Below are 26243 nucleotides of genomic sequence, written 5' to 3' on the forward strand. Positions count from 1 at the left end.
AAGGCGATAGCATACCACTGCCGTGGCCGGGCGAACCGCCCGGCCACGGCGAGGTTTAGCCGGCCAGGCTGATATCGTGGACGGTCAGCGCGGTGACGCCGACGATCACGATGGCATGGCCCTCACCCAGGTCGATGACGGTGCTGGCGCCTTCCACATGGCTGCGGGCCAGCACCTCGGCCGCGCTGCTCAGGGTCAGGCCATTAAACTGGTGGGCGAACACCAGCTGGTCGCCGTCGGCGCTGGAGAAGTTCAGCACATTCAGATCGCCCGCCTGCTCGTGGATGACCAACAGGTCGGCCACGCCGCTGTCCGCCAGCAAACTGGCGTTCGACGCCAGCGTATCGGCAATGCCGCCCGAACGGCCGGCATTCACCATCAGATTGATGTAGTAGTTCACCATCGAAGCTGCCGACGCCAGCGAGTCATCCCTCTCATTGATGTAATCGAGGTAGGCGCGTGCCTGCGCCGACGCCGCATCGCCGACATAGGCGGCATTCTGCGCAGCGGTCATCTGGTCGGTGAAGTACTGCGCGGCGTAGGTACGGTTGGCCGTCGCGCCGATATCCTCGTTATGCGCACCGTTGGCGATGTCGTTGACGATGGTGCTGTAGGACAGTTCGCCACGCGACAACGGGCCGCTCCAGAAAGTAATTTCCGACTGGTCGTAATCGCCATGGCGGCCGAACAGATTATTGTAAATCTTGGCGATGATGGCGTCGTCGGTCAGGCCGCCCCAGGTGGCCTTGTATTCCGGCGAGTTGACAAAATGATCGCCCAGCATTTTCATGACATCGACCAGCGCCTTGCCGCTGGCCAGCTCGGTCCTGGCGATCGCCACCTTGCCAGCCAGGCCGTCCTTGTCGGCCGGGCGGCCGAAATAGCCGAGATACATGCGCTGGATCTCGTAGGTCAGATCGTTGTCCGACACCGGCGCCAGCTTGACCCAGACGTCGCCGACATTACCGTCGTTCAGCGTATAGCTGTAGTGGCCCAGGCCATGCGCGCCGCTGGCCGTGGTGAAGGCGACGTTGCTGCCGCTCAGCGACACGCTGCCGCCGCTGATGCCCCGGACTGAGGTAATCCAGATGGTCGAATCCGGGTCCGAATCGTTCAGCAACAGCGTCGAAGTGCTGGTGTTTGCCTTTGCGCCGGCGCTTTCACTGCCCATCACGATGTCATTGCCCACCTGCGAAGGATCGTCCACCGGCGTGATATTGGCCTGGAAGCTGGTGGTCGAGGTCAGGCCGCCGGCATCCTTGACGGTGACGGTAATCGTGGTGGTGCCGTAGGCGTTGGCGCTCGGCGTCAGCGTCAGCGTGCGGTTGGCGCCGGTGCCTTCGAACTTGAAGCCGCTGACCATGCCGTTCGACGACGTGGCGGAGAAGGTCATGCCGTCCAGCGACTCGGCATCGGCCACGGTAAACGCCAGCGGCGACGATTTGGTGTCTTCGGCAAACGTGGTGTTGGCGATCGCCGAAATGGTCGGCGCGGTATTGCCCAGGATGGTGAAATTGCCGAGCGTCGCATTGCCGGCCTGGTCCACCGCCCTGACTGTCACCTGGTGCGCCCCGCCGGTCACGACCGCGCCAGCGGCCAGCGACAACACGCCGGTCCTGGCATCGATGCTGAACAAGCCTTCCGGATTGGCACTGAGGCTGTAGCCTCCCGCGACTGTTCCGACGGCATTCGCGGTGACGCCGACCAGCGCGCCAGCGGCGCCGCCGACGTTGGCGAAGTTGGCCGCCGTATTGGTATCGGTCAGCGCGCCGGGCGCAGTGGTGTCCAGCGTTACCGTCAACGCGCCGGAGGCCGCCGACACGTTGCCGGCGAGATCGACAATCTTCGCGGTCAGGCTGTTGCTGCCTTCGGTCAGCGCCACCGTGGTGGTAATGGTCCAGACGCCGCTGCTGTCGGCGACGCCGGTGCCCATCAGCGTTGTGCCCTTGTACAGGTTCACGGTCGCGCCGGCTTCCGCCTTGCCGGTGAACACCGGTTTGCTCACATTGGTGTAGTTGTCGGTGTTGTAGTTGCTCATGCCCTCGTTACCGCTGTCCGAAGCATCGGTCAGGTCCGGCGCGCCCGGCGTGGCGGCGCTGGTATCGATGGTCAGGTTCAGGGCTTCCGAATCGGCCGACACATTGCCTGCCAGGTCGGTGATGCGCACCGTCAGCGTATGCAGGCCGGCGGCCAGCGTCTTGCCGCTCAGCGTCCAGGTATCGGTGGCGTCGGCCGTCACCGTGGTCAGCAGGACACCCTTGTCATAGATCGCCACTTTGGACCCGAATGCCGCCTTGCCAGTCACCACCGGCGCGGTCACATTGGTGATGTCGTCGGTCTGCGAAGCGCCGCTGTCCGATGCTGCCGCCAGGTCCGGCTTGCCCGCCAGGTCCGCCGTGGCATCGATGGTCAACTGCATAGACGCCGATTCCTGCGACACATTGCCGGCAACGTCAGTCACGCGCACTGTCAGCAGGTGGATGTCCTGGCTCAGGTCATTCAGCTTGATCTGCCAGGCGCCGGTGTTATTCGCCACCGTCTCGCAGATCGCCTTGCCGCCGTCATACAGCACCACGGTGGCGCCGGCTTCGGTAGTGCCCTTGATCAGCGGCGACGTCACATTGGTGACATTGTCGGTGCTGGACTGACCGCTGTCGGAGCCGGCATCCAGATCCGGCAGCGCCGGCTGGGCGATGCTGGTGTCGAGCACCAGCGCCAGCGCTGGCGACGAGGTCGAGGTATTGCCCGCCGCGTCGGTGGCCTTGATCGTCAGCGTATGGGCACCGGCACTCAGCACGCCGGTGGTGAAGCTCCAGCTGCCGTCATCCGCCACCACGGCGTCGCCCAGCTTGACGGTGCCGTCGAACACCGCCACCTGGTTGCCCGGCTCCACCTTGCCGGTCAGCGTAGGCGTGGTGTCGCTGGTGATCTTGTCGCCGCTGACGCCGCTGTCGGACAGCGGGTCCAGCACTGGCGCCACCACCAGCGGCGCCTTGGTGTCCACTGTCACCACCAGCGCCTCGGAAGGATCCGAGACATTGCCCGCCAGGTCGGTGGCGGTGATGGTCAGATGATGCTCGCCATCGGCCAGGGTAGCGGTCGAAGCCGGCGTATAAGTCCAGACGCCGGCAGCGCTGGCGGTCACACTGCTCAGCTTGACGTTGTTGTCATACAGCGTAATGACGGCGCCGGCATCCGCCTTGCCGGTAAACGACAGCAGGTTCTTGTTGGTCAGGTTGTCGCTGTTGGAGATGCCGGTATCCAGCGCGTCGGCCAGGTCCAGCGCCGCCGGCGCCAGCGGCTTGCTGGTATCGATGGTGATCTTCAGCGCGCTGGTCGACATGGCCGAGGTGTTGCCGGCAATATCGGTGGCGGTGGCGGTCAGCGTGTGCAAGCCCTCTGACAGCGGCTGGGTCAGCGTGATCTGCCAGGCGGTGCCCACCGCCGTGCCGGTGCCAACCACGGTGGTGCCTTCATACAGCGTGATGAAGGCGTCTTTCTCCGAGGTGCCGGAAATGGTTGGCAGCACGACGTTGGTGATGTTATCGGTCTTCACGCTGCCGCTGTCCGAGGCTTCCACCAGGTCCAGCGCCGTTGGCAGCGCCGGCGCGGCGGTGTCGATCGTGATCACCGTACTGGCCGAGGCCGTCGAGACATTGCCGGCGGTATCGGTGACACGCACCGTCAGCGTGTGCGCGGTGGCCGACAGCACACCGGTGGTGAAGCTCCATACGCCCTGGTCGTCAGCCAGCGTCGAACCCAGCAGTGTCGTCCCTTCGTACACCGCCACCGTGGCGCCAGCCTCGGTGACGCCACCGACGGTTGGCGTGGTGTCGTTGGTGATGCGGTCGGCGCTGGAGCGGCCGCTGTCCGAGGCGGCGTCCAGCACCGGCGCCAGCGCTGTCGGCGCGATGGTGTCGATATTCACCACCAGCTCGGCCGACGCGGCCGAGACATTGCCGGCGACATCGGTGCCGCGCGCCACCAGATGGTGCTCGCCGTGCGTCAGCGCGGTGGTGGTGGTAAAGCTCCATACGCCATTGGTGGCAATGCCGGAACCGATCACGGTGTTGCCTTCATACAGCGTGACAGTGCTGCCAGCTTCCGCCGTGCCGGTGACGGCAAACGTGGTCTTGTTGGTCAGGTTGTCACTAGACGAGGCACCGCTGTCCGAGGTGGCCACAAGATCCGGCGCCGATGGCGCATCCGGCGCACTAGCATCGATCGTCAACGCCAGCGCGGCGCTGGCGATCGAGACGTTGCCGGCGATGTCGGTGGCGGTCACGGTCAGGTTATGTTTGCCATCGGCCAGCGCCTCGCTCAGCGTGGTCTTCCAGTTGCCGGACGTATCGGCCAGCACCGTGGTGAGCAGCTTGCCATCGTCGTACAGCGAGATGAGGGCGTTGGCTTCGCCGGCGCCACTCAGCGTCGGCTTGCTGACGCTGGTAATGCGGTCGGTCTTGGAACTGCCGACATCGTCGCTGGCCAGCAGCGTCGGCGCGGCGGGCGTGGCCGGCGCGGCAATATCGACGGTCAGCACCAGCGCCGCCGACGTGGCGACATTGCCAGCGGCGTCGGTGGCCTTGACCGTCAGGCTATGTGCACTGGCGCTCAGCGTGGCGGTGGTGAAGCTCCAGCCGCCATTGTCGTCGGCGGTGGTGGTCGCCAGCAGCTTGGCACCGTCGTACAGCGCCACGCTGGCGCCTTTTTCCGCCGTACCGCTGACGGTCGGCGTCTGCACATTGGTGATGTTGTCGCTGTTCGAACGGCCGCTGTCGGACAGCGCCGCCAGCACCGGCGCGGTGACGGCGGGCGCTGCGGTGTCGATGTTTACTTCCAGCGCCTCCGACAGCACGGAAACATTGCCGGCCGTGTCCGTCGCGGTAGCCTGCAGCTGATGGACGCCATCGGTCAGCGTGCCGGTGGTAATAGTCCAGGCGCCGCCGGTCGCGGTGTACTTGCCAAGCAGCGTTACACCTTCGTACAGATTGATCACCGTGCCAGCCTCGGCGGTGCCGGTGATGGTCGGGGTCTTGATATTGGTCAGGCGGTCAGTGGTCGAGCTGCCGCTGTCGGAGCCGCTGGCCAGCGCCAGCGTGGCCGGCGCGTTCGGCGCGGTGGTGTCGATGGTGACATTCAGCACTGGCGACGCCGCCGACACATTGCCTGCCGCGTCCATCACCTTGACGGTGAGCGCATGCTTGGCTTCGGACAGCGGCGCGCTCGGCACGATCTGCCAGGCGCCGGTGCTGTCCACCCGCGCGGAGCCAATCACGACCGTGCCTTCGTACAGCGTCACGGTGGCGTTCAGTTCGGCTTTGCCGACAAAGGTTGGCAGCACCACGTTGGTGATGTTGTCGGTGGTGGACGGGCCGCTATCCGATGCCGCCAGCAGATCCGGCGCGGCCGGCGTGGCAGGCAGCGCCGTATCCAGCACCAGTGCCAGCGCCGGCGATTGCTTCGACACATTGCCCGCCAGATCGGTCACGGTCACGCTCAGGTTGTACGTGGTGTTGGATGCCAGCGCGGCCATGGTATAGGTCCACAGGCCGTTGGCATCGGCCTTGGTGCTGGTCAGCAGTTGGCCATTGACGTACAGCGCCACCGTCGCATTGGCTTCGGTCATGAAGGACAGCGTCGGCGTGGTGTCGTTGGTGAGGTTGTCGGTTTGCGAGATACCGGTATCGGACAATGGGTCGAGCACCGGCGCCGAGGCCAGCAGGGGCGCCTCGGTGTCGACGTTAATGGTCAGTGCTGGCGACAGCGCCGACACGTTGCCGGCCAGGTCGGTGGCGGTGGCGGTCAGCTGGTGCACGCCATGGGCCAGTGCATTGGCGGCAGTAATCGTCACACTCCAGACGCCGCTGGCGGGCGTGACGACGCTGCTGGTAGCCACCAGTTTATCGCCCTCGTACAGGCGGATGACCGTTCCCGCCTCGGCGCTGCCGGTGATGGTCGGTGTGGTCACTTTGGTCAGGTCGTCGCTGGTGGACGCGCCGGAATCGGACGTCGCCAGCAAATCCAGCGCGGTCGGCGCCAGCGGCGCATCGGTGTCGATCGTCAGGCTGAGCGCGGCCGACGACACTGAAGTGTTACCCGCCAGATCGGTGGCGGTAACGGTCAGCTTGTGCACGCCCTGGCTCAAGGACTGCGCCAGCTTGATTTGCCAGTTGCCGGCGTCGTCCGCCTGCGTCGTGCCGATCAGCACCGTCCCGTCGTACAGCGCCATCGTGGCCTTGCCCTCGCTCTTGCCGCCGATGACAGGCTGCGTCACATTGGTGACATTGTCGGTGGTCGAGGTGCCGCTGTCATGCTCGGCGACCAGGTCCGGCACGGCGGGCGTGGCCGGCGGCGTGGTATCGACAGTCACGGTCAGCGTGGCGGTGCTGAGATTGCCCGCAACATCCGCCGCCTTGGCCGTCAGCAGCCGCGCGCCATTGGCCAGGGCGACGCTGCTGGTAATGCTCCAGGCGCCGTTGGCGTCGGCCAGCGCGGTGCCCAGCACGGTGCTGCCGTCATACAGCGTCACCAGCGCATTGACTTCGGCGGTGCCGGTAATCGTCGGCTTGTTGACCTTGGTGACCAGATCGCTGTTGGACAGGCCGCTGTCGGACGATGCGTCCAGCACCAGCGGACCCAGCTCCGGCAACTGGCTGTCGATCGTCACCAGCAGCTCGGCCGATGGCGCCGACACGGCGCCGGTCTGCAGATTGGTGCTGATCGCCGTCAGGTGATGCTCGCCATCGGCCAGCTTCGGCGCCAGCGTCCAGACGCCGGAAGCATTGGCCGTGACCGTACCCAGTACGACCGTGCCATCCAGCAGGGTCACGCTGGCGCCGGCTGCGGCCTTGCCGGTGATGGTCGGCGCGGTGATGTTGGTGATATTGTCGGTGGTCGAACGGCCGCTGTCGGTGGTCAGGTCGAGTGCGCTCGGACTGAGCGGCGGCGTGGCATTGATGGTGACGGTCAGCGATGGCGAAGCCGGCGACACATTGCCGGCCGCATCGGTGGCCTTGGCGGTCAGCACGTGCGCACCATTAGCCAGGTCCTGCGCCGGCGTGATCTGCCAAGCGCCGCTGCCATCGGCGACGGCACTGCCCAGCAGCACGTTGCCATCGTACAGCGCGACCGTGGCGCCCACTTCCGCCGTGCCGGTAACCAGCGGCCGGGTGACGGAGGTGATGTTGTCGGTTTTGGACGAACCGAGATCGCTGCCATCCGCCAGATCCGGCGCCGATGGCGCGTTCGGCGCCTTGGTGTCGATGGTCAGCAGCAGCGCCGCCGATGCCAGCGAGACATTGCCGGCCGCGTCGGCCGCCTTGACGGTCAGGCTATGCGCGCCCTCGCCCAGCGCCGCTGTCGGCGTGAAGCTCCAGTTGCCACTGTCGTCGGTGGTCGCGCTGCCGATCTGCAGCGCGCCATCGAATACCAGCACGCTGGCGCCCGCCTCGGCGGTGCCGGTCAGGTGCGGCGTGGTGATGCGGGTAATGCCGTCGCTCGACGACAGGCCGCTGTCGGACGCCGCATCCAGCAGCGGCGCCGCCGGCGCTGGCGGCGGCGTCAGATCGATGGTCAGCACCAGCGCTTCCGATAACGGCGAGACATTGCCTGCCACATCGGTCACGGTGGCGGTCAGGCGATGGCTGCTCTCGGTCAGCGTGTGCCCCGCCAGCTTCCAGTTACCGTCCTGGTCGGCCCGCACGCTGGCGACCTGCACGCCATCGTCGTACAGCGTGATGGTGCTGCCAGCTTCCGCCTTGCCGCCAATCATCGGCGTCGCCACATTGGTCAGGTTGTCGCTGCTGGACACGCCCTTGTCGCTGTCCGCCGCCAGATCCGGCAAGCCCGACGCCGTCGGCGGCGTGGTATCCACCGTCAGGCGCAACGCCGCCGACGCCGGCGATACATTGCCAGCCACATCGCTGGCCGTGGCGGTCAGCTGGTGCACCGCGTCGCTGAGCGGCTTGCTCAGCGCGATCCGCCACTGGCCGCTGGCGTCCGCCAGCGCCGTACCGATCAGCGTGGCGCCGTCGTATAGCGCGACGCCAAGGCCGGCCGCAGCCGTGCCGACGATGACCGGCGTCGCCACATTGGTGATGTTGTCGCTGTCCGACAGGCCGCTGTCGCTGCCGGCCAGCAGCTCTGGCGCGCCGGGCGCTATCAGCGGCGCCGCCAGCACCGTCAATTCCAGCGCCGCAGTATGCGCCGACAGGTTGCCGGCGGCATCGCTGGCGCGCACCGTCAGGCTGTGCTTGCCGTCCGCCAGTGTCTGCGCAAAGTGCCAGCTGCCGTCGGCGTCAGCCACCGTGCTGGCCAGTTGCTGGCCATCGTCATACAGAACCACGGTGGCGCCCACCTCGGCAGTGCCGCTCAGGCGCGGCTGCGCCACGTTGGTGATGCCATCGCTGTTGGAAACACCGCTGTCATCCAGCGGATCAAGCACCGGGGCGCTGACCACGGGGGGCTGGCTGTCGATGGTGACAGCCAGCGGCGCCGAGGGTTGCGAGACCGTGCCGGTGAGTGAACTGGTGCTGGCGGTCAGCTGGTGCAAGCCGTCCGCCAGCTGGCTGGCGGTGATGCTCCAGTTGCCGCTGGCATCGGCCCTGGCCTCGCCCAGCAAGGTGGAGCCGTCATACAGCCGTACCAGCGCGTCGGCGTCCGCCTTGCCGGTGATGGTCGGCGTGGTGTCGCTGGTGACGCCGTCGCGGTCGGAGACGCCGCTGTCCGAGGCGGCGCTCAGCGCCAGCGCGGTCGGCACCGCCAGCGGCCTGGCGTCGATGATGACGGTCAGCGCCGCCGACGGCTCCGACACATTGCCGGCGACATCAGTGGCGCGGATGGTAAACACGTGCTCGCCATCGTTCAGCGGCCGGGCCGGCTGGAAGGTCCAGTTGCCGTCCTTGTCGGCCATGGTGCTGCCGAGCAGCGTGGTGCCGTCATATACCGCCACGCTGGCGCCGACCTCGGTCTTGCCGGCCAGTTCCGGGCGGGTGACAGCGGTGATGTTGTCGCTGCCGGAAGTACCGCTGTCTGAGCTTTCCAGCAGATCCGGCGCGGCAGGCGCGGCGGGTGCCTTGGTATCGATGGTGATCTGCAGCGCCGGCGAAGGTAGCGACACATTGCCGGCCACATCGGTGGCGGTCACGCTCAGGCTGTGCGGGCCATCGGCCAGTTGCTGCGCCGGCTTGATGGTCCAGCTGCCGTCGGCCCCAGCCACCGTGCTGCCCACCAGCTCGACACCTGCGTACAGCGACACCGTGGCGCCCGCCTCGGCACTGCCGTGCAGTTCCGGCGTGCGGTTGGTGATGCCATCGCTGTTGGCGCTGCCGCTGTCCGACAGCGGCTCCAGCAGCGGCACGGCAGGCGCCGCTGGCGCGTCGGTGTCAATGGTGATCTGCAGCGCGTCCGATGGCGCCGACACCGTGCCGGTCAGCGCGCTGGTCTGTGCGGTCAGGCGGTGCAGGCCGTCGCCCAGTGCGCTGGCGACGATGCTCCAGTTGCCGCTGGCGTCGGCTTTGGCTTCGCCCAGCAAGATCTCGCCTTCGTACAGCTTGACCGTGGCATTGGCCACCGCCTTGCCAGTAATCGTCGGCGTGCTGTCTTTGGTGATGCGGTCGCTGGCCGACACGCCGCTGTCCGAAGCGGCCGCCAGCGCCAGATCGGTCGGCGCCACGGCCGGCGTGCTGTCGATCGTGACCGCCAGCGCGGCCGACGCGGCCGACACGTTGCCGGCCACGTCGGTGGCCTTGACGGTGAAGCTGTGCACGCCGTCCGCCAGCGCCTGCGCCGGCTGGAAGGTCCAGTTGCCGGCGTCGTCCGCGAGCGTGCTGCCCAGCAGCGTTGCACCGTCGTAGATGGCAATGCTGGCGCCGGCCTCGGCCTTGCCGCCCAGTTCCGGCCGGGTGGCATTGGTGATGTCGTCCTGATCCGAGATGCCGCTGTCCGAGCTGTCCAGCAGGTCCGGTGCGGCCGGCGCCTGCGGCGCCTTGGTGTCCACCGTGATGTTGAGCGCGGCCGATGGCGCCGAGATGTTGCCGGCGGCATCGGTCACGCGCACCGTCAGGCTGTGCTTGTCGTCCGTCAGCTGACTGGTGTCGATGCTCCATTTGCCGAAGACGTCGGCGCTGGCCTCGCCGACCTTGACGCCGCCATCGTACAGTGTCACCAGCGCGCCGCTTTCGGTCACGCCGGTAACGCGCGGCGTGGCCAGCATGGTCACGCCGTCGTTGCCGTACCCAGTGTCCGATTCCGGCGCCAGTTGCGGCGCATCGGGCTGCGGCGCCTCGGTATCGATGCTGATGAACAGGTCGGGCGAGGCAGCCGAGACGTTGCCGGCCACATCGCTGACCTTGACGTTCAGGTTATGGTCGCCATCGGCCAGCTGGTCGCTGGTGATGCGCCAGTTGCCGTCGGCATCCGCCACCGTGCTGCCGACCTTGGTGTTGCCATCGTACAGCGTCACCGTGGCGCCGGCCTCGGCCTTGCCGCTGACGGTGGGCGTGGCGTCGCTGGTCAGCGCGTCGTCGGCGTAACCGGTGTCGGACAGCGGGTCCAGCAACGGCGCGCTGCTGGCGCGCGGCGCGGTATTGTCGACGGTGATCAGCAGCGCTTCAGAGCGGGCGATATTGCCGGCAAAGTCGGCCTGGCGTACCACAGTGATGCTGTGCTGGCCGTTGCTGAGGAACAGATTGTCCAGCCGCCAGTTGCCTTGGGCGTCCGCCACCACATCGATCACCTCCCTGGTGCCGTCAAACACTTTCAGCGTGGCGTTGGCGACCGAGGTGCCGCCGATGCTGACCAGATTGGCGTTGGTGATGCGGTCGCTGTTGGAACTGCCGGTATCGAAGGCCGGCAACAGTTCCGGCATCGCCTGCGGCGCGGTCTGGGTGAGGATCTGCAATTGCTGCACGGCGGACGGCAACGACACATTGCCCGCCAGATCGGTCAGCGTGACCGTCAGCGCATGCATGCCTTCGGCCAGCACATCGGTGGTGATGCTCCAGACGTAACTGTCGTCCATCACCTTGGCGCTGCCCACCACGGTGGCGCCATCGTACAGCGTGACCGTATAGCCGACTTCGGCGGCCGTCAGCTTGCCGGCGAACACCGGCGTGGTTTTGTTGGTGATGTAGTCGCCATTGATGCCGGTATCCTCGCCGGCGATCAGCTGGGGCGCCACCAGCGGCGCCGGTGGCGTGACGTCGATCGTAATCGCCAGTTCGGCCGAATTGACCGACACATCGTTCCCCACCGTCGCCGTGGCGCTCAGCGCATGCCTGCCTTCGCTCAGCACGGTGACGGCCTTGATCGACCACGCGCCGTTGCCAGCCGCCACAGCAGTCCCCACCACCACCTGGCCGTCGTACAACGTGACCAGGGAACCGGCGGTGGCCAGTCCCGTCACTGTCGGTAACACGATATTGGTCAGTTTGTCGTTGCTGACACCACTGTCAGCGGTAGGGGCGAGAACCAGGTTACGAGGCGCGGCAATGGTAGGCATCTAAGTATCCGTGTGCAAAGTAAAATTTCAATATGGAACTACTATTAGCAATCACGCTACCATATTCATTTAATAATTGCACTACGGAAATTCAGAATTTTGCTATTTATTTTGACAATTAACAGTTCACCAAAACGAAGTAACATTTACGCAGTTTTACAGTCTTGGCATCACTTCTCCCAGCCGCCGCCCAGTGCCAGGAATAGCGCGATCTGGTCGGACGCCAGCGCGGCATCGGAAGCGGCCCAGGCGGCGTCGGTGGCAGCCAGCGTGCGGTCGGCGTCCAGCACCGACAGGAAATCGATGCGGCCATACTGATACAGGCGGTGCGACTGCTCGGAAGCCTGGGCGCTCTCGTCGCGCGCAGTTTTCAGCGCGACGTTGCGGTCCAGCTCACGCGCGTAGACCGTCAGCGCGCTTTCCGCCTCCTTCAGCGCATTGAGCACCGTGCCGTCGAATTTCGCCAGCGCGCCGTCGCTGCCGGCTTGCGCCTGGGCGATGCGGCTGCGGGCGGCGCCGGTATCCGGCAGCGTCCACGAGATCAATGGGCCAAGACTCCAGCGGAAAGCGTTGCCGGCGCCGACATGGTCCAGCAGCCCGGTGCTGCCGACCGAGGCGCCGATACTGATGTTCGGATACAGGTCGGCCGTCGCCACGCCGATGCGTGCGGTGGCGGCGGCCAGATTGCGCTCCGCCTGGCGGATGTCCGGACGGCGGCGCAGCAGCGCGGCGCCATCGCCAACCGGGATCTGCGTCGTCAGGCGCGGCGCGGCCTGGCACTGCAACAGGTGCATATTCATTTCGGCCGGCGTCTGGCCGGTCAGTGCGGCCAGACGGTAGTGTGCGGTGCGGTGCTGGGCTTGCAACGGCGGCAAGGCGGCCTGCAACTGCGCCAACTGGCTACGGGCGCGGGCGCCGTCGATGGCGGTGCCACGGCCGGCGTGGGTGCGCTGGTCGGTCAGTTCAACAAACTTCTGCTGCAAGTCGACCGACTGCTGGGCGACGCTGATCTGGCGCACGGCCGCGCAGGCGTCGGCATAAGCACGCGCAGTATCGGCGGCCACGGTTACGCGCACCAGGTCCACCGCAGCTTGCGCGGCCTGTGTATCGGCGTTGGCAGCTTCCACCGCGCGGGCGATCTTGCCAAACATATCGGTCTGGTAGGAAACGTGGATACCGGCGTCGTAGTTGAAACGGTCCGGCAACGCGGTCTTGGAACCGGCCGTCACGCCGGACGAGCGGCCGACGCCGGGCGACGCGCTGACGCTGACTTCGGGCTTGCGTTCTTCTTCCGTCTGATCCAGCACGGCGCGAGTGCGCGCCAGGTTGGCGGAGGCCACGCGCAAATCGGTGTTGGCGGCCAGCGCTTTCTGGACCAGTTGATCGAGCACCGGATCATCGTACAAGCGCCACCAGTGTGTCGGCAGCGGTTCAGACTTGTAGGCCGCTTCCTGCGTGCCGAGGAAAGGCGCGGCGGCTTCGGGACGTTTGACGACAGCCTGTGCGGGCACCGTGTAATTCGGCCCGACCGTCGTGCATGCCGCCAGCGCGGCAGCCAGCGCCACACTGCCCAAGAGTTTGAGTGCGTTCATCATAACCTCCGCTTACGAATGGTTGGCCTGCACATCCACCGTCACGGTCTGGCCGGCGACCAGGCGCGCGCCGGCAGGCAAGGCGTCCAGCTTGATGCGCACCGGGATGCGCTGCGCCAGGCGTACCCAGTTGAAGGTCGGATTGACGCTGGAGAGCAGATTGGACGAGGTGGTGCGGTCACGGTCGGCGATGCCACCGGACAGGCTTTCCACATGGCCGCTGAGACGCTGCGAGGCGCCCATTGGGATCACCGCCACGGCGTCGCCGACCTGAATCGCCGGCAGCTTGGTCTCTTCGAAGTAGCCTTCGACATAGTAGGAATCGCTGTCGATCAGCGCCATCACAGCGTGGCCGGCGCTGACATAGGAACCCATTCGCAGGTCCAGGTTGGAGATGGTGCCGTTCACCGGCGAGACGATGCGCGTGCGTTCCAGGTTCAATTTTGCCACGTCGCGCGCGATCACGGCTTGCGCCACTGCTGCGCGCAGTTGATCGACGCGCGACGAGCCCTGCTCGCGCGTTTCTGCCGATACCAGGTCGCGCAGGTCGTTGTTGCGGCGCGCTTCCTTCTGCGCCTGCGCCAGCGTGGTTTGCTGCGCCTGCACGGCGGCTTCGGCCTGGCGCAGCGCCAGCTCAAAGCGTGCTCGGTCGACTTCAAACAGCACCTGCCCGGCTTTCACCTTCTGGTTGTCGTGCACCAGCACGGCGGTGACCTGGCCGGTAACGTCCGGCGCCACCTGCACCACGTCCGCCTTGACGCGGCCGTCGCGCGTCCATGGCTCGACTTCGTAATGCTGCCACAAGCGCCATGCCAGCGCGGCGGCGACCAGCACCGCCACCATGGTGACGGCAAAGCGGCCCGTGGCCATCAATATATTCTTGAGGTTCATGTTCAGCCCCGATTGGTTAACAGTGTAGAGAAGCTGCCCAGCAAAATGAAGAACAGCGCAAATTCAAACAGCGCCGGGTGCCATACCAGGCGATAGAAACCAACCCGCATCAGCAGCCGCCCCAGCACGCGCGTGCAGATCAGCGCCAGGATGGACAGCAACAGCAAGGTGGGGACGTATAGTCCGTACAAACTCAGTTCAGCAGTCACGATGCAAGCTCCGGTTGATAGGCGGCGGCACCGGGGAACAGGTCGCGCCGCATGCTGGCCAGCGCGGCGGCGGCCTGTGGGCGTACGTCGCCGGCGGCCGCACAGACGGCACGCAGCGTGCTGTCGATGCGCGCCAGCAGCACCGCCGGTGCCTGGCCGTGGGCGTAGCCGCCGTCGCTGAAATAGCCACCCAGTTTTTGCAGCAGCGGTTGCAGCGCCACGCCGGCCTGCTCCAGTTGCAGTCGCATGCCGCATAGCTGCGCCACGTGCAGGCCAACGCGCAGTTCGCGCAAGCCATCCACCGCCACCGCGCGTGCTTCCGGCGTCGGATGGGCGATGGCCAGGCGCGGCATCAGCAGGCCGATACGGTCCACCATGCGCGCCGAGATGCGCAGCAGCGCATCGCGCGAAGCCGCCGCCGATGACGGCACCGGCGACCTGGCCGGCGCTGGTGCCGGTGGCGCCATTCGCACCATTTGCGCCACTTCGCGGCGCGCGGTGCGCAGCATGCGGCGCGCCATCCAGTCACCGCCTACAGTGCGTATCAGGCTGGTGATAACGGCGGCGGCGATAAAGCCGAACAGCTGCGCCACCATGCTGTTGAGGAAATTCGGAATATCCAGCGTGCCGGTATCCTGCAAGGACAAGGTGCCCGCCACGCCGATCAGGAAGGCCAGCGAACTGCCCGCCGTGGCGGGACGCGGCATGAACACGCCGCCGATCAGGAACACCGGCGCCAGCGTCAGCACCAGCATTTCGTAGCTGTGCACCGCCGGCAGTACGCACAGGATGTAGAACGCCGCCACCGGCATCGAGATCACCGTCCATTTGACGAACATGCGTATCAGCGGCACCGGGTTATCCTGCGTGGCGAAGAAGCAGCAGGCCACACCGGCCATCATCGGTGCGGCGGCGCCGGATGGCCAGCCGGTCAGTATCCAGAACGCGCAGCACACCAGGATGGTGATGACGGTGGCCAGCGCCGAGCGCAACGCCATGCCATGATCGCGATGCAGCACGGTCGGCGTCAGGTGCGGCGTGTAACTGGCGGCGCCGCCCTGCATCACCGTGCTGACATTGGTGCGCAGTTCCAGGCCGTCTTCGCAGGCTTCGATCAGCGCGTCGAGGCGCTGCGCCAGGTTCAGGCGCAGGATGTCGCTCCAGCTGGCGTCCGGCGCCAGCACCGGCTGCAACTGCGCCAGCGCCGCGCGCAGTTGTGCGGCACGCGCCGGATCGGCATCACGGCCCGCGGTTACCCAGGCGGCGATATCCTCCAGCACGCGCGTCCACGGCATCAGGCTATCCGGATCAACTTCACGCAATGAATCAAGGCGGTCCTCAACCGCCAGCAGCAGCGGCACCATGATGCTCAGGCGGTCATGCAGGCCGTGCACCATGCCGGCGGTCCAGCGCAGCTGCGAGGTATCGAACGGCAAGTGGGTCGACATCACGCGCAGTTCGCTGATTTCGCCTGCCAGCGCCAGGCGAGTGTGCGTATTGTGGGCCTTGGCGGCGCCGGGCTTCAGCACATCGCTCATCCAGCGCTGCGCATCGGCGATGGCGCGGTCCAGGCGGCCCAGCAGCACAGGTCCCACGCCCTGCGGGAACACCAGCGAATGCACCACCGTGGCGGACAGGATGCCGATCGAGATCTCCTCCACCCGCGCCAGGCCGGTATCGAAGATGGCCGCTGGATCGGTCACCGCCGGGAAGCCGATCAGGCCCGCCGTGTACCCGGCCAGCATGAAGATGTAGGAACGCGGTGTGCGGTCCAGCAGCGAAATGTACAGGCACAGGCCTACCCAGCAGGCCAGCGCCAGCGACAGCAGCTCCGGCGCATTGGCCATGCGCGGCACCATGATGATGGTGGCGATGCTGCCGATCAGCGTGCCGCAGACGCGAAACAGCGCCTTCGAACGCACCGCGCCGGAGAACGGGCTGGCGACGATGTAGGCGGTCATCATCGCCCAGAACGGACGTGGCAGGCCGGCGGCCAGCGACACGTACAGCGCCAGCATGGACGCGGCAAAGCACTTGGCCGAGAACAGCAACTCGCTGCTGGAGGGCGACTTCATGGCGTTGCCCCGCCGCTTACGCCGCGTTGCGGCCAGCCAGCACCTGGTCGAGCTGCGTCAGCACGCGCACGGTGGCTTCGACATCGGCCTGCGGCATGTCCCTGAACAGGTCACGGCGGAACGGCGCCAGCGCCTTTTCCAGCCGTTCGGCGATTTTCTTGCCGGAGACGGTCAGCGACAACGTCTTGGCACGGCGGTCGCTCGGATCATCCTGGCGCAGCACCAGGCCGGCCGCCACCAGTTGATCGATGATGCGCACCAGCGACGGCGGCTCGATGCCCACCGCATCCGCCACCTGCCCCGGCCGCACACCGTCGCCCAGGCGCGAAATCATCAGCACCGGCCAGGCGCTGGCGTGCGACAGCTCGAAATCCGCCGTCAAGCCATCCGCCGCGCTCTTGTAGGCACGCGCCACGTGTATCAGCGTGTGGGTCAAGGACATCAAGGTTTTGTCGTAACTGCTCATCGCGGACTCGTTTAAATGTACTTAGGAAGCTAAATATTAGCATCGAACGAAAATCTTCGCTGGGGGGCGGATAAAAACTACGTTATCGTTAATGTTTTAGCAGCATAGATACTTTATGAGACCTTTCTTCGCGCTCGCCACTTGCGCGCTTGCTACCGGCCTGGCGCAGGCGGCGGATATCTCGTCCATCGCCATCGAAAAATTCTTCGGCAAGGCCAACATCACCGGCGCAGCCATCGCGCCGGATGGCCGCAACGTCCTGTTGCGCACGCGCTCAGATGCCGGCCGTAGCATGCTGACCGTGGTGAACACGGAGACGCACCAACAAAAAACCGTCGCCAATTTCAGCAACGCCGATGTCGATATGTTCTTCTGGCAGAGTGATAAGCGGCTGGTCTACTACACCATTAATACCGACCGTGACGGTGTCATGAGCCGTCCGGCCCTGAATGCGGTGGACCGCGACGGCAAAAATTTCAAGGTGCTGTCGTTCACCGTCCTGCAGCCACGCTCCTTTGCCGACACCAGCTACAACAAGTCCGACTACTACGCCGCAGCCACACAATACGGCTTCCGCTACCGCAAATCAGAAGCGATGTTTTCGCCTGCGGATACCGACGGCAACAAATCACTGGTACGTATCGATACGCGAACCAGGCAACAAACCGACGTCCAGGTGCCACGCAATACTTACCGCTGGCTGGTCGATTCAGACGGAGATGTCCGCATTGCGGTGACGCGCCTCGATAGCAAGGACACCGTGCATTACCTTGACGGCGATTGGCGTGAACTGGCAAGCTTCCTCCCCTCGGCGCCGGAAGCGTTCGAACCACTGCTGTTCGCGGAAGGCAAGCTGTATGTCCGCGCCCGCAACGGCAGGAACGAATCGTCGATCTACCGCTACGATCTGGAAAAGAAAGCGCTGGAAGCCTCGCCGATGATCTCCGTGCCCGGTTTCGATGCGGACGGCTACTTCCTGCTGGACGACCGCAAGCTGCTGGGCTTCCGTATCAACAGCGACTCCGAAAACACGGTATGGTTTGAGCCTGCCATGAAGGCGATGCAGGAGGAAGTGGATGCGGTACTGCCGCATACAGTCAACACCATTTCCTACGGCGAGCATAGCGCCACGCCGTATGTGCTGGTCGATGTGCACAGCGATGTGCATGATCACTTGTACCTGCTCTACAACCGCGAGACCAAAAAGCTGCTGCAACTAGGCGCAGCCCGTCCCGCCATTGATCCGCAGCAGATGGCGCCTATGCGCATGGCACGCTTTCCGGCGCGCGACGGCGCCCACATCCCGCTCTACCTGACCTTGCCCGCCGGCGCAGCAGCGAAGCCGCTGCCGACCGTGGTGCTACTTGGCGATTCGCAGTCGCACCGAACCGCCAACTGGGAATGGAATGACGAAGTGCAGTTCCTCGTCTCCCGCGGGTACGCCGTGTTGCAACCGCAGCCACGCGGCATCAGGGGTTTCGGCGCGGCGCATGAAGCGGCGGGAGCAAAACAGTGGAGCCTTTCCGACGCCCAGAAAGATATTGCGGATGCCGTCAAGTGGGCGGCAGCGCAAGGACATACCGATCCTGCACGGGTTTGCATCGCCGGCGGCGGCTACGGCGGGCATGCCGCCATGACGGCATTGGTGCTCGACCCGGCACTGTTCAAGTGCGGAATCAGCTGGTCCGGCGTTATCACCAACAGCGACGCAGACCTCAAGGCAAACCAGGCCAGGGTGCATGACACCACCCGCATCACGCAGCCGGTGCTGCTCGCATATGGCAAGAACGACCGCCACGTGCCATTCAGCGATGGGCGCCAATTCTACGAGAAGCTATCGGCCACCAATCACAGGGTGGAGTGGCTGGAATATTCGTCCAGTGCAGAAGACTGGAAAACGCAGCACAATCGCATCGACTTGTGGGGCCACATCGAAGCCTTCCTCGGCCGGAACATCGGTGCGGCCGCGCCAATTAGGCCTGGCTCTTGAAGAACTTCTCCGGCGAGATGCGGATCGCGGCGCCGGTTGGGCAGGCGCGCACGCAGGACGGGCCACCTTTCAAGTCCTTGCACAAGTCGCACTTGACGGCCTTCTTCTGCACCGCAGGATCGTAATCGGCCTGGCGCTCGCCGGGCGTGGCACCGAGGCCAAACAGCAGCCACGATAAGCCGCCGCCGCGCTTCGGTGGCTTGTCCACTGCCATCTGGATCACGCCGTAAGGGCAATTGCGCTCGCAGTTGCCGCAACCGATACAGGCATCGCTGATAAACACTTCCCCTTGCAGCGACCGGCCGATGGCATCCGGCGGGCAGTCCTTCATGCAGTGCGGGTTCTCGCAATGGCGGCAGGCCGTCGGCAAGTGAATATTGGCGAAGGTCGGCCCCAGCGCACGCTTCAGGCGGGAGGTACCGTTGTGGGTTTCGGCGCACGCGGTTTCGCAGTTATTACACTGGATGCACATGGTCTCGTTGATCAGCAAAACATCCGACGCCTCGCCCACGCCCTGCCCCAGCAAGAACTGCATCAAGTCGCCGTCGCGGCGCTTGGTATGCTCCAGCAGAACGTTTTGCTCGGTGCGCGAAATCACCTGGTCTTCAACCGATTTGCGCCAGCTCGGGTTGGCGATCAGCTGGTCACGCACGGTTTCCGCATCCAGCACCAGTGCTTCGGTCAGCACTGTGGCTGTCACTGTGGCGCTGCGCGGTGCATCGCGCAACAGCGCCATCTCGCCGACGTAATTGCCAGCAGCGACATAAGACAAGATGCGTTCGCCGCCACGCGCTTCATCCTTGCGCGATACCGTGACCGAACCGCGACGGATCAGGTACATGCCGTCGGCCCGGTCGCCTTCCTTGAACAGCGTCTGTTTGGCCTCGAAACGCTTGACCGTGACACCACCCGCCACCAGCGCATCAATCGCGGTGCGCGACAGCATATTGCCAAGGTAGTTATAGATTGCGTTGCGCACGAAGACCATGTCCATGCGCTTGCGCACATCGTCCACCGAGGCGATCAGCTTCAGCATGGTGCGGCGTGGCGTTTCCATCAGCACGCAGTTGGCGCCGGCGCGAATGGTGGCGGTACGGCGACGGCCCGAGATCAAGCCCATCTCGCCAAAGTACTGACCTTTATCCAGCTTGATGTTGCGCACCTTGCCGTCGTTGCCGGTCAACTCAATTTCCACCGTGCCTTGCAGAATCGAATAGAAGGTATTGGTGTAGTCGAATTTGCGGAATACGATGTCGCCCTTGCGTGGCGTCAGCAAGGTCGATTCGAGCATGAACTCGCGCAGCTGCAAGGTCGTCACCTGATTAAACAGGGGCACGCCGCCCTTGATCTCCTCAATCACTTGCGATACCTGCCGGTCCGGGCGCCACGGTTGCAGCTTCTCGCGCAGCAGCGCTTCGTCCGCCGGCTGCACCGGCTTGCCGACGATGGTCTGCACCACCTCGTAGCCCTGGTTCATCGCCTGCTTGATCAGCGGATAGCCGCCCAACGCACCAACAATATACAGGCCCGGCACATTGGACTCATAGGTATCCGACAGCGCCGGCGTGGACGCCGGATTCGCATTCGGGAACACGACGCCGAAGCTCTCGATCAGTTTGCGCGGCGGCGTCGCGCCGAGACGCGCGATCACGCGGTGCGCGTGTACCGATTCCTCGCCGTGCTTGCCGTTGAAGACAAACAGCAGCGGCGTGTCCCCGGCAGTCTCGATGAACTTGGTGGACGCGCTGTAGCGCACCTTGATCTTGCCGCTTTTTTCCGCCGCCGTAATCAGCACCCGATTACCTTCTTTACAGGTGGCGAATTCCTCCTGCCGGTTCAAGATGTAGACCGTGTTCTTCTCGGCCAGCGCCAGCGCATTCTCGATACCGGCATCACCAGCGCCAACCACCACGATGGTCTCGCCCGAGAACTCATCCGGGTCGGACAAGGTGTACTGCACGTTCGGCAAATCCTCGCCCGGCACGCCCAGCTTGCGGATATTCCCTTGCAGGCCGATGGCCAGGATCACGGTGCGCGATTGCCAGCTACGCTTGCCGCCGGCACCCTCGCTGGTCAGCGTGAAGATGCCGCTGTCGGCATCGCGCTCGATAGCGCTCACGCGCTGGCCGTGCTCCACGTTGACGCCCTGCCGCGACATCTCCTGGTTCCAGGTGGACAGCAGCGCCTCGCGCTTGCCGGCGCCGAAACTCAGATCGCTGCGCAGCGGCAGGATGCCCGGTTCGGCCATCACGTGCTTGCCCTTCTGGTACTGGTAGATCGTGTCCGACAGGTGCGGCTGCGTTTCCAGCAGCACGTGGCGCACGCCGAGTGCCTTGGCGCGGGCGGCGGCGGACAGGCCAGCCGGCCCGGAGCCAACGATAACGATCTCGTACAGTTCAGTAGCGTCCATGATTAATTCGACTTCGGTGAAATGGTGCGCGACAGCCCTTGCAGGCCATTCGCAAAGACGTCCGGCTTGAACGCATCCTCATTGGCAAGCGACACCCGCAGCGTCGCCAGCTTGCGGTTCATCTCCGCCACGCCGGCGGCGCCGCCCAGCGCGCCCTGCTTCGCCAGCGACGAGGATAGGCTGGAGATAGCCATGTAGGCCTGCTCCGCGCCGGCATAGTCCGAAAACTGCTGACGCCTGGCTTCATCAATCAAGCCGAGCAACACGGCACGCTGCACGGCGGGCGTAAAGCGCTGCTGTTCCAGCTTGACGATGACACGCTGGATGGTGGCCGACAGCGTAGCCGCCAGTGCCAGCGGGTCCGCACCGCGTGCAGCGGTACTGCCCGCGACCGCGTGGTGCAGCTGCGACACCTGGTCGCTGAAGGCATTCGCCCCAGCTGGATCGGTAGCGCGCACGATCGCCCGCAGCATCAGCAGATTGCTGTCGTTGAGGCGCATGCGCCCCGGTCCCACGCCGAGGCGTGGCGACCACTTCTTCTCGCTCATCGGGTGATGGCAGGCGTGGCAATCGAACAGCGCCAGTTCCGGGAACAGGCCGTCGCGGCCGCGTTTCGGATCGGTCAGCGCATCCAGCTGGTTCCTGGACGCCAGCGCCTGGCCGATGGCCCACAGGCGCACGCTGTCGTAATCACCTTTGCGCTGCCGCCAATCGTCGTCGATCTTGTAGTGGGCCGGCGCCAGCTGGGAGAAGGTGTCCAGCTCAAAGCTCAGGCGTGGGTGGCCGGCGCCCATCAGGCGGTGCGAGACAAAGCGGCTGCTGTCGCCGACATGGCAGGACAGGCACAACCTGGCTTGCTCCACCGGCTTTTCAGTCGGATACATGCCCTTGGCGACATTATCCGCATGGGTGGCGCCGGGCGCCGTGTGCGAACGGATCCACTTGTCGGCCGGGCCATGGCAAGCTTCGCAGCCAACGCCGTCGGACAGCATGTGACGCTCGCCGCGTAACGCAGGCGGTGGATTATGGGCGTGACAGTCCAGGCATTCCTGCGCGTTCTCGGCGCCCTGCTTGAGACCCAGCTTGGCGGCGATGGAGCGCGATTGCGCGTTCAACAGCACGGCATAAGCCTTGGCGTGCTTGTCCAGCCGCAGCCATGTGGTGTACTCGTTCTGCTGCACGTTGGAGCCGGTCCATGGCGCGACCGCGCCGTGGCAAGTGCTGCTGGCGCAGTTGACCGTGCCCACCGACTGGTGCGGCGACGCGTTGGGCAGTACCTGCGTGGTGCTCGAACTGGCGGCCAGCACCAGTCCGCAGACCAGCATCAGGCAGGCGGACAGCATGCGTTTCATTTCTTTCCTTTCTGCGTGCGCGGCACGTAATCGCCAGGCACACCCTGATCGCTCACAGTCCACACCTGTGAATCAGGCCGTAAATACAGTCTGGCCATTTCCGCAGCGTTGAACGGGCGCGAGCCGATGCGGCCGAATACCGCGATCTGGCCGCCCGTTTCATCCACCGCACGGTCGCGGTCCAGGCCCTTGGACAAGGCCAGCGCCGGCGAGCGGGTGCGACTCCACGCGATCAGCTGCGGCTTCGGCTCCGGCGAGAAGCCATAGAAGCGCGGCTGCGTGTCGGGCGCCGTCAGTTGCAGCACTTTCAAGCCATTGGCGCCATCGGCCACGTAGCCAAACAGCGAGGCATTGGTGGAGCCGACGATCACGTCGCGCGCATCGTTCAGCTGGCCGTCCGCATCGAACATCTGATAGACCTTCGGCTCCGCCGGTTTCTCGACGTCGATGATGGCGAGTCCCTGGCGGCCCGCCGCCACGTAAGCATAGGTACGCGCCAGGTACACCTTGCGCGCATCGGCCAGCGCCACGCGGCCCGGCAGCAGCACCGGCTTGGCCGGCAGCGTGACATCGATCACGCGCAGGCCGCTCTTGTCGGTCACGAACAGGTAGCGGAATTGCAGCGCCGAGGCGCGTGCGCCATCCAGCGGAATGGTCGCCAGGTGGCGCGGCTTCAACGGATTATCCAGGTCAACGATCACCATGCCGGCATCGGCAGCGATGTAGGCGATATGCCCGCCCAGCACGATGTGCTGCGCGCCGTTCAGCAAACCGTTCGGATTCCAGGTCAGCGCGCGCTTGAGGAAGTTGTTGCGCGCCTCGCCGTCGGCCAGCGTGTCCACGTTCACCAGGATCAAACCCTCTTGCGCGTCGCTGATGGCGGCGTAGTGGTAGATCGGGTGGAAAGCCTGCTCCTGGTTCGTCACGCGCATCAAGTCACCCTGATTGCGCGTTGGAGCGATCGGCTGGTTGGTCGGCAGCGCCATGCAAGTGGCGTTCTTCGACGTTACTTGCGTGTTCTGGCCCAGCGGCGAATACGGCGCGGTGACAATGCGCTGCGACACACCCTTGTTGGCGATGCTGGCCACATCGTACACGCGCAGGCCGCCCTTGCCTTCTGCCGTGAACAGGTATTCGCCGCGCAGTTGCAGGCAGTTGGCCGCGCCATCGGTGGGATGCGAGTGCGTTTCGGTCAGCTCCATCTTGCGCGCCTTGTGCTGCTCGTACCAATCCGGGTAAGCGTAGCGCTGCAGATAGCTGCCTTTCACCGCCTGCGGCTCGTCCCACTCGGTGACGGTCGCCGCTTCCACGTGGCCCGCTTCACCGATCCACGCGTTGTAGCCGATGAAGTTGACGAAGTTGGTCCCTTGCAGCAGCAACTGCGCCATGATGGCGTTGTTGTCGTTGGCCTTGGAGACGTGGCAGTCGGAGCAAGTCTTGGTCTCTTCCTTGCGCTCCGTGTGCGGGTAATGCGGCGCAAACGCCTGCGACGAGAAGCCGCTGGCCGCAATTGGCGGCTGCTGGATGTAGATCTTCTCGCGGTTGGCGTTCACCGACGACAGCACCAGCGCCGAACTGGAACGTACTGGCGTAATCTTCGAACCCTTGACCGGGCCGGCCACACCCAGCTGGAACATATCGTCGCGCGCTACCTGCGGGTTGTAGGATGCGTAATTACGCGATTCGCCACCCTCGTAGTGCAAACGCTCCGTCTTCCAGTTGGCCTGGATCGGCAGGTGACAACCGGCACAGCTGGTGGTCCACGACAGATGGCAGCTATGGCAGCTCATCTTGTCGTTATCGTGCGCCAGCTTGCCGATGCCCGGTCCCCACTTGCCCTGCTGGCCTTCCGCTCCAGCGCTCATCAACTTGGCCCGCGCAGCTTTCTCGTTGTAGTGCGGGTTGGCCGGATTGACCGAATCCTTCACCAGGCTGACTTCCCATTCCTTTTTCGGATCGGTGGCGGCGCGCTGGTACAAGCGGCCCTCGCGCCATTCGAAACGCTGGCGTCCGTCCTGCGTTTTCAGCAGCGACATGTCCATGCCGCCTGGCTTGGCCGCAGGGCCACTGGTGCGCAGGGTCGGGTAGCGCGTGGCGCTGCCATGGCAATCGATACAATCCACTTCAATCGCCGCCGCGACCTCGCCGTAGATATGGCCGTTGCTGTGCGCATCCTGCGAGAAGTGACAGTCCACGCACTGCATGCCCTTTTCCATGTGGATCGAGGCAAGGTGCACGGTCTTCTTGAATTTATCGGGATCGTTATCGTCAATGATCTTTCCCTTGGCATCAAGCAGTGCGCCCTTGCGGTCACGCTTGTAGATGGCACGGAAGTTCCAGCCGTGTCCGTGGTAGTCGGCGAACTGCGTATCCTTCAGGGTTGGATTCAGGCCGGAGACGTTCTTCAGGAATTCAGGATCGCCCCAGTTGCCACGCGTGGCCGCCTCTTCCGGGTTTCGCGCCTGGATGGTGCGAATCTCGGCGTCGGTCGGGTACTTCTGCTTCTTCGGCCACATCGACGGTGCATCCGATTCGTAGTCCCACATCGTGTAGCCGTAGAACGAATTGACGAAGATGTTCGGCTGGTGCATATGGCAGGTCATGCACTGCGACGAGGGAATCGCGCGCGTGAATTCGTGCTTGATCGGGTGTCCGGACTGATTCTTCGGAATGGTCGGATCAACGGTTCGGGTCATGCCGCTGTTGCCAGCCGCCGCGTAGGGACCGGAGTGCAGCGGATCGCGATCATTGGCGTAGATGGTGTGGCACGCGGTGCAGCCGGACGAGCGGTAGTCCCCTGGTTGCTCGTTCGTCCCGAGGAACCACAGGTGCGGATCGTTCAGGCGCGTCTTGGTGATGTTGATGGCAGGGACAGCGATGCGCCCGCCGGTGCCGGGCCCGCGATTGGACTGGTGGATATCCGGGCGGCCCGGTTCATCGAGTTTTTGCAGCGTGCCGGAGCTGTTCGGCAAGCCGATCTCCGGGAACTGGCTGTTGATGACGCGGCCACCGCGCTCGAACACGCGAAACACGTCGGCAGGTGCGATGGTTTCCCACGCCGGCAGAGGATATAGCCGGTCAAGAATACCCTTGTGGACAAACAGTTCGTTATCCACACGCAGCGGATTGACGATGGCCGCAGCTGCGCCTTCGGGCGTGTACGACTCGCCGAGGATGTAGCGTTTGAACGGCAGGATGCCGTTGTTATAGCTGGCGCCGCCCCACAGCATGGCGGACGTCGCCATCAAGCTGCGTTCCTGTGCCTGGATGATCGGCAGGTGGCACGCACCGCAAGCGTCACGCGCCACGCGCAGGTCACCAGGATTGATGAAGCGGATATAGGCAGGGTGTTCCTGATTCAGCTTCGCATAAGAACCTTGCGGATTGGCCGACGATGGGTACTGCCAGTACTTCTCGTTGCGTGGCAGGATATGCGCCGCGTCCAGTGCGGAGCGATAGGCCGCGCTATCCGGCTTGCCTTCGCCCACCACGGACGCATTGCCGCCGTGGCAATCGGTACAGCCCAGCACCACGCCGGGATTGGCGTGCATGGTGTGGCGGTCGGTGACGGTGTGGCAGCTCAGGCAGCCGGACGATTTGGCGTCAGCCTGCTTCTCGGTTTGCGCGGCCGGTGCGGCGGGCGCCATGACGTACTCGCGCAGCGTCAATACCGCCGACGAATTGGCGCTCACCAGCGAGACCGCCGCCACTGCCATCAGCAGCAGCGCCAGTGCGAGGATTTGTTTGAACGCCTTCAT

At 64.9% G+C, this 26243-nt stretch carries 10 protein-coding genes; 1 reads left to right on the forward strand and 9 read right to left on the reverse strand.

Going from position 1 to position 26243, the window contains the following annotated elements; translation table 11 throughout:
- Positions 1 to 55: 55 nt before the first annotated feature.
- The 6 genes from BLS51_RS23255 to BLS51_RS23280 form a co-directional block, all read right to left on the reverse strand.
- On the reverse strand, positions 56 to 11500 hold the full coding sequence (locus tag BLS51_RS23255; protein ID WP_090189931.1) for an Ig-like domain-containing protein: 11445 nt from the start codon (positions 11498 to 11500) through the stop codon (positions 56 to 58).
- Positions 11501 to 11670: 170 nt separating this feature from the next.
- Positions 11671 to 13092 (reverse strand): efflux transporter outer membrane subunit, encoded by a 1422-nt coding sequence (locus BLS51_RS23260; RefSeq protein ID WP_090189933.1) that lies wholly within the window; start codon positions 13090 to 13092, stop codon positions 11671 to 11673.
- Positions 13093 to 13104: 12 nt separating this feature from the next.
- Positions 13105 to 13983, reverse strand: coding sequence for an efflux RND transporter periplasmic adaptor subunit (locus tag BLS51_RS23265; RefSeq protein ID WP_090189935.1), 879 nt, complete (start codon positions 13981 to 13983; stop codon positions 13105 to 13107).
- 2 nt (positions 13984 to 13985) lie between these two features.
- Positions 13986 to 14192 (reverse strand): DUF1656 domain-containing protein, encoded by a 207-nt coding sequence (locus BLS51_RS23270; RefSeq protein WP_090189937.1) that lies wholly within the window; start codon positions 14190 to 14192, stop codon positions 13986 to 13988.
- Complete coding sequence (locus BLS51_RS23275; RefSeq protein WP_090189939.1) at positions 14189 to 16267, reverse strand: FUSC family protein; 2079 nt, start codon at positions 16265 to 16267, stop codon at positions 14189 to 14191. The genes BLS51_RS23270 and BLS51_RS23275 overlap by 4 nt, the downstream gene beginning before the upstream one ends.
- Before the next feature lie 16 nt (positions 16268 to 16283).
- On the reverse strand, positions 16284 to 16733 hold the full coding sequence (locus BLS51_RS23280) for a MarR family winged helix-turn-helix transcriptional regulator (RefSeq protein ID WP_229207728.1): 450 nt from the start codon (positions 16731 to 16733) through the stop codon (positions 16284 to 16286).
- Positions 16734 to 16848: 115 nt separating this feature from the next.
- Between BLS51_RS23280 and BLS51_RS23285 the strand changes: the two genes are divergently transcribed.
- Complete coding sequence (locus BLS51_RS23285) at positions 16849 to 18723, forward strand: alpha/beta hydrolase family protein (RefSeq protein WP_090189941.1); 1875 nt, start codon at positions 16849 to 16851, stop codon at positions 18721 to 18723.
- On the opposite strand, the gene BLS51_RS23290 is transcribed toward BLS51_RS23285, so the two are convergent.
- The 3 genes from BLS51_RS23290 to BLS51_RS23300 are packed head-to-tail and all read right to left on the reverse strand — an operon-like array spanning position 18707 to position 26243.
- Positions 18707 to 21133, reverse strand: coding sequence for a cyclic nucleotide-binding domain-containing protein (locus BLS51_RS23290; protein ID WP_090189943.1), 2427 nt, complete (start codon positions 21131 to 21133; stop codon positions 18707 to 18709). The two genes, BLS51_RS23285 and BLS51_RS23290, sit on opposite strands and share 17 nt — an antisense overlap.
- Positions 21134 to 21135: 2 nt before the next feature.
- Complete coding sequence (locus BLS51_RS23295) at positions 21136 to 22485, reverse strand: multiheme c-type cytochrome (protein ID WP_090189945.1); 1350 nt, start codon at positions 22483 to 22485, stop codon at positions 21136 to 21138.
- Complete coding sequence (locus BLS51_RS23300) at positions 22482 to 26243, reverse strand: LVIVD repeat-containing protein (protein WP_139168775.1); 3762 nt, start codon at positions 26241 to 26243, stop codon at positions 22482 to 22484. Before BLS51_RS23300 ends, BLS51_RS23295 begins: the two co-directional genes overlap by 4 nt.

Source organism: Duganella sp. OV510, from assembly GCF_900100205.1.
Taxonomy (GTDB): domain Bacteria; phylum Pseudomonadota; class Gammaproteobacteria; order Burkholderiales; family Burkholderiaceae_D; genus Rugamonas.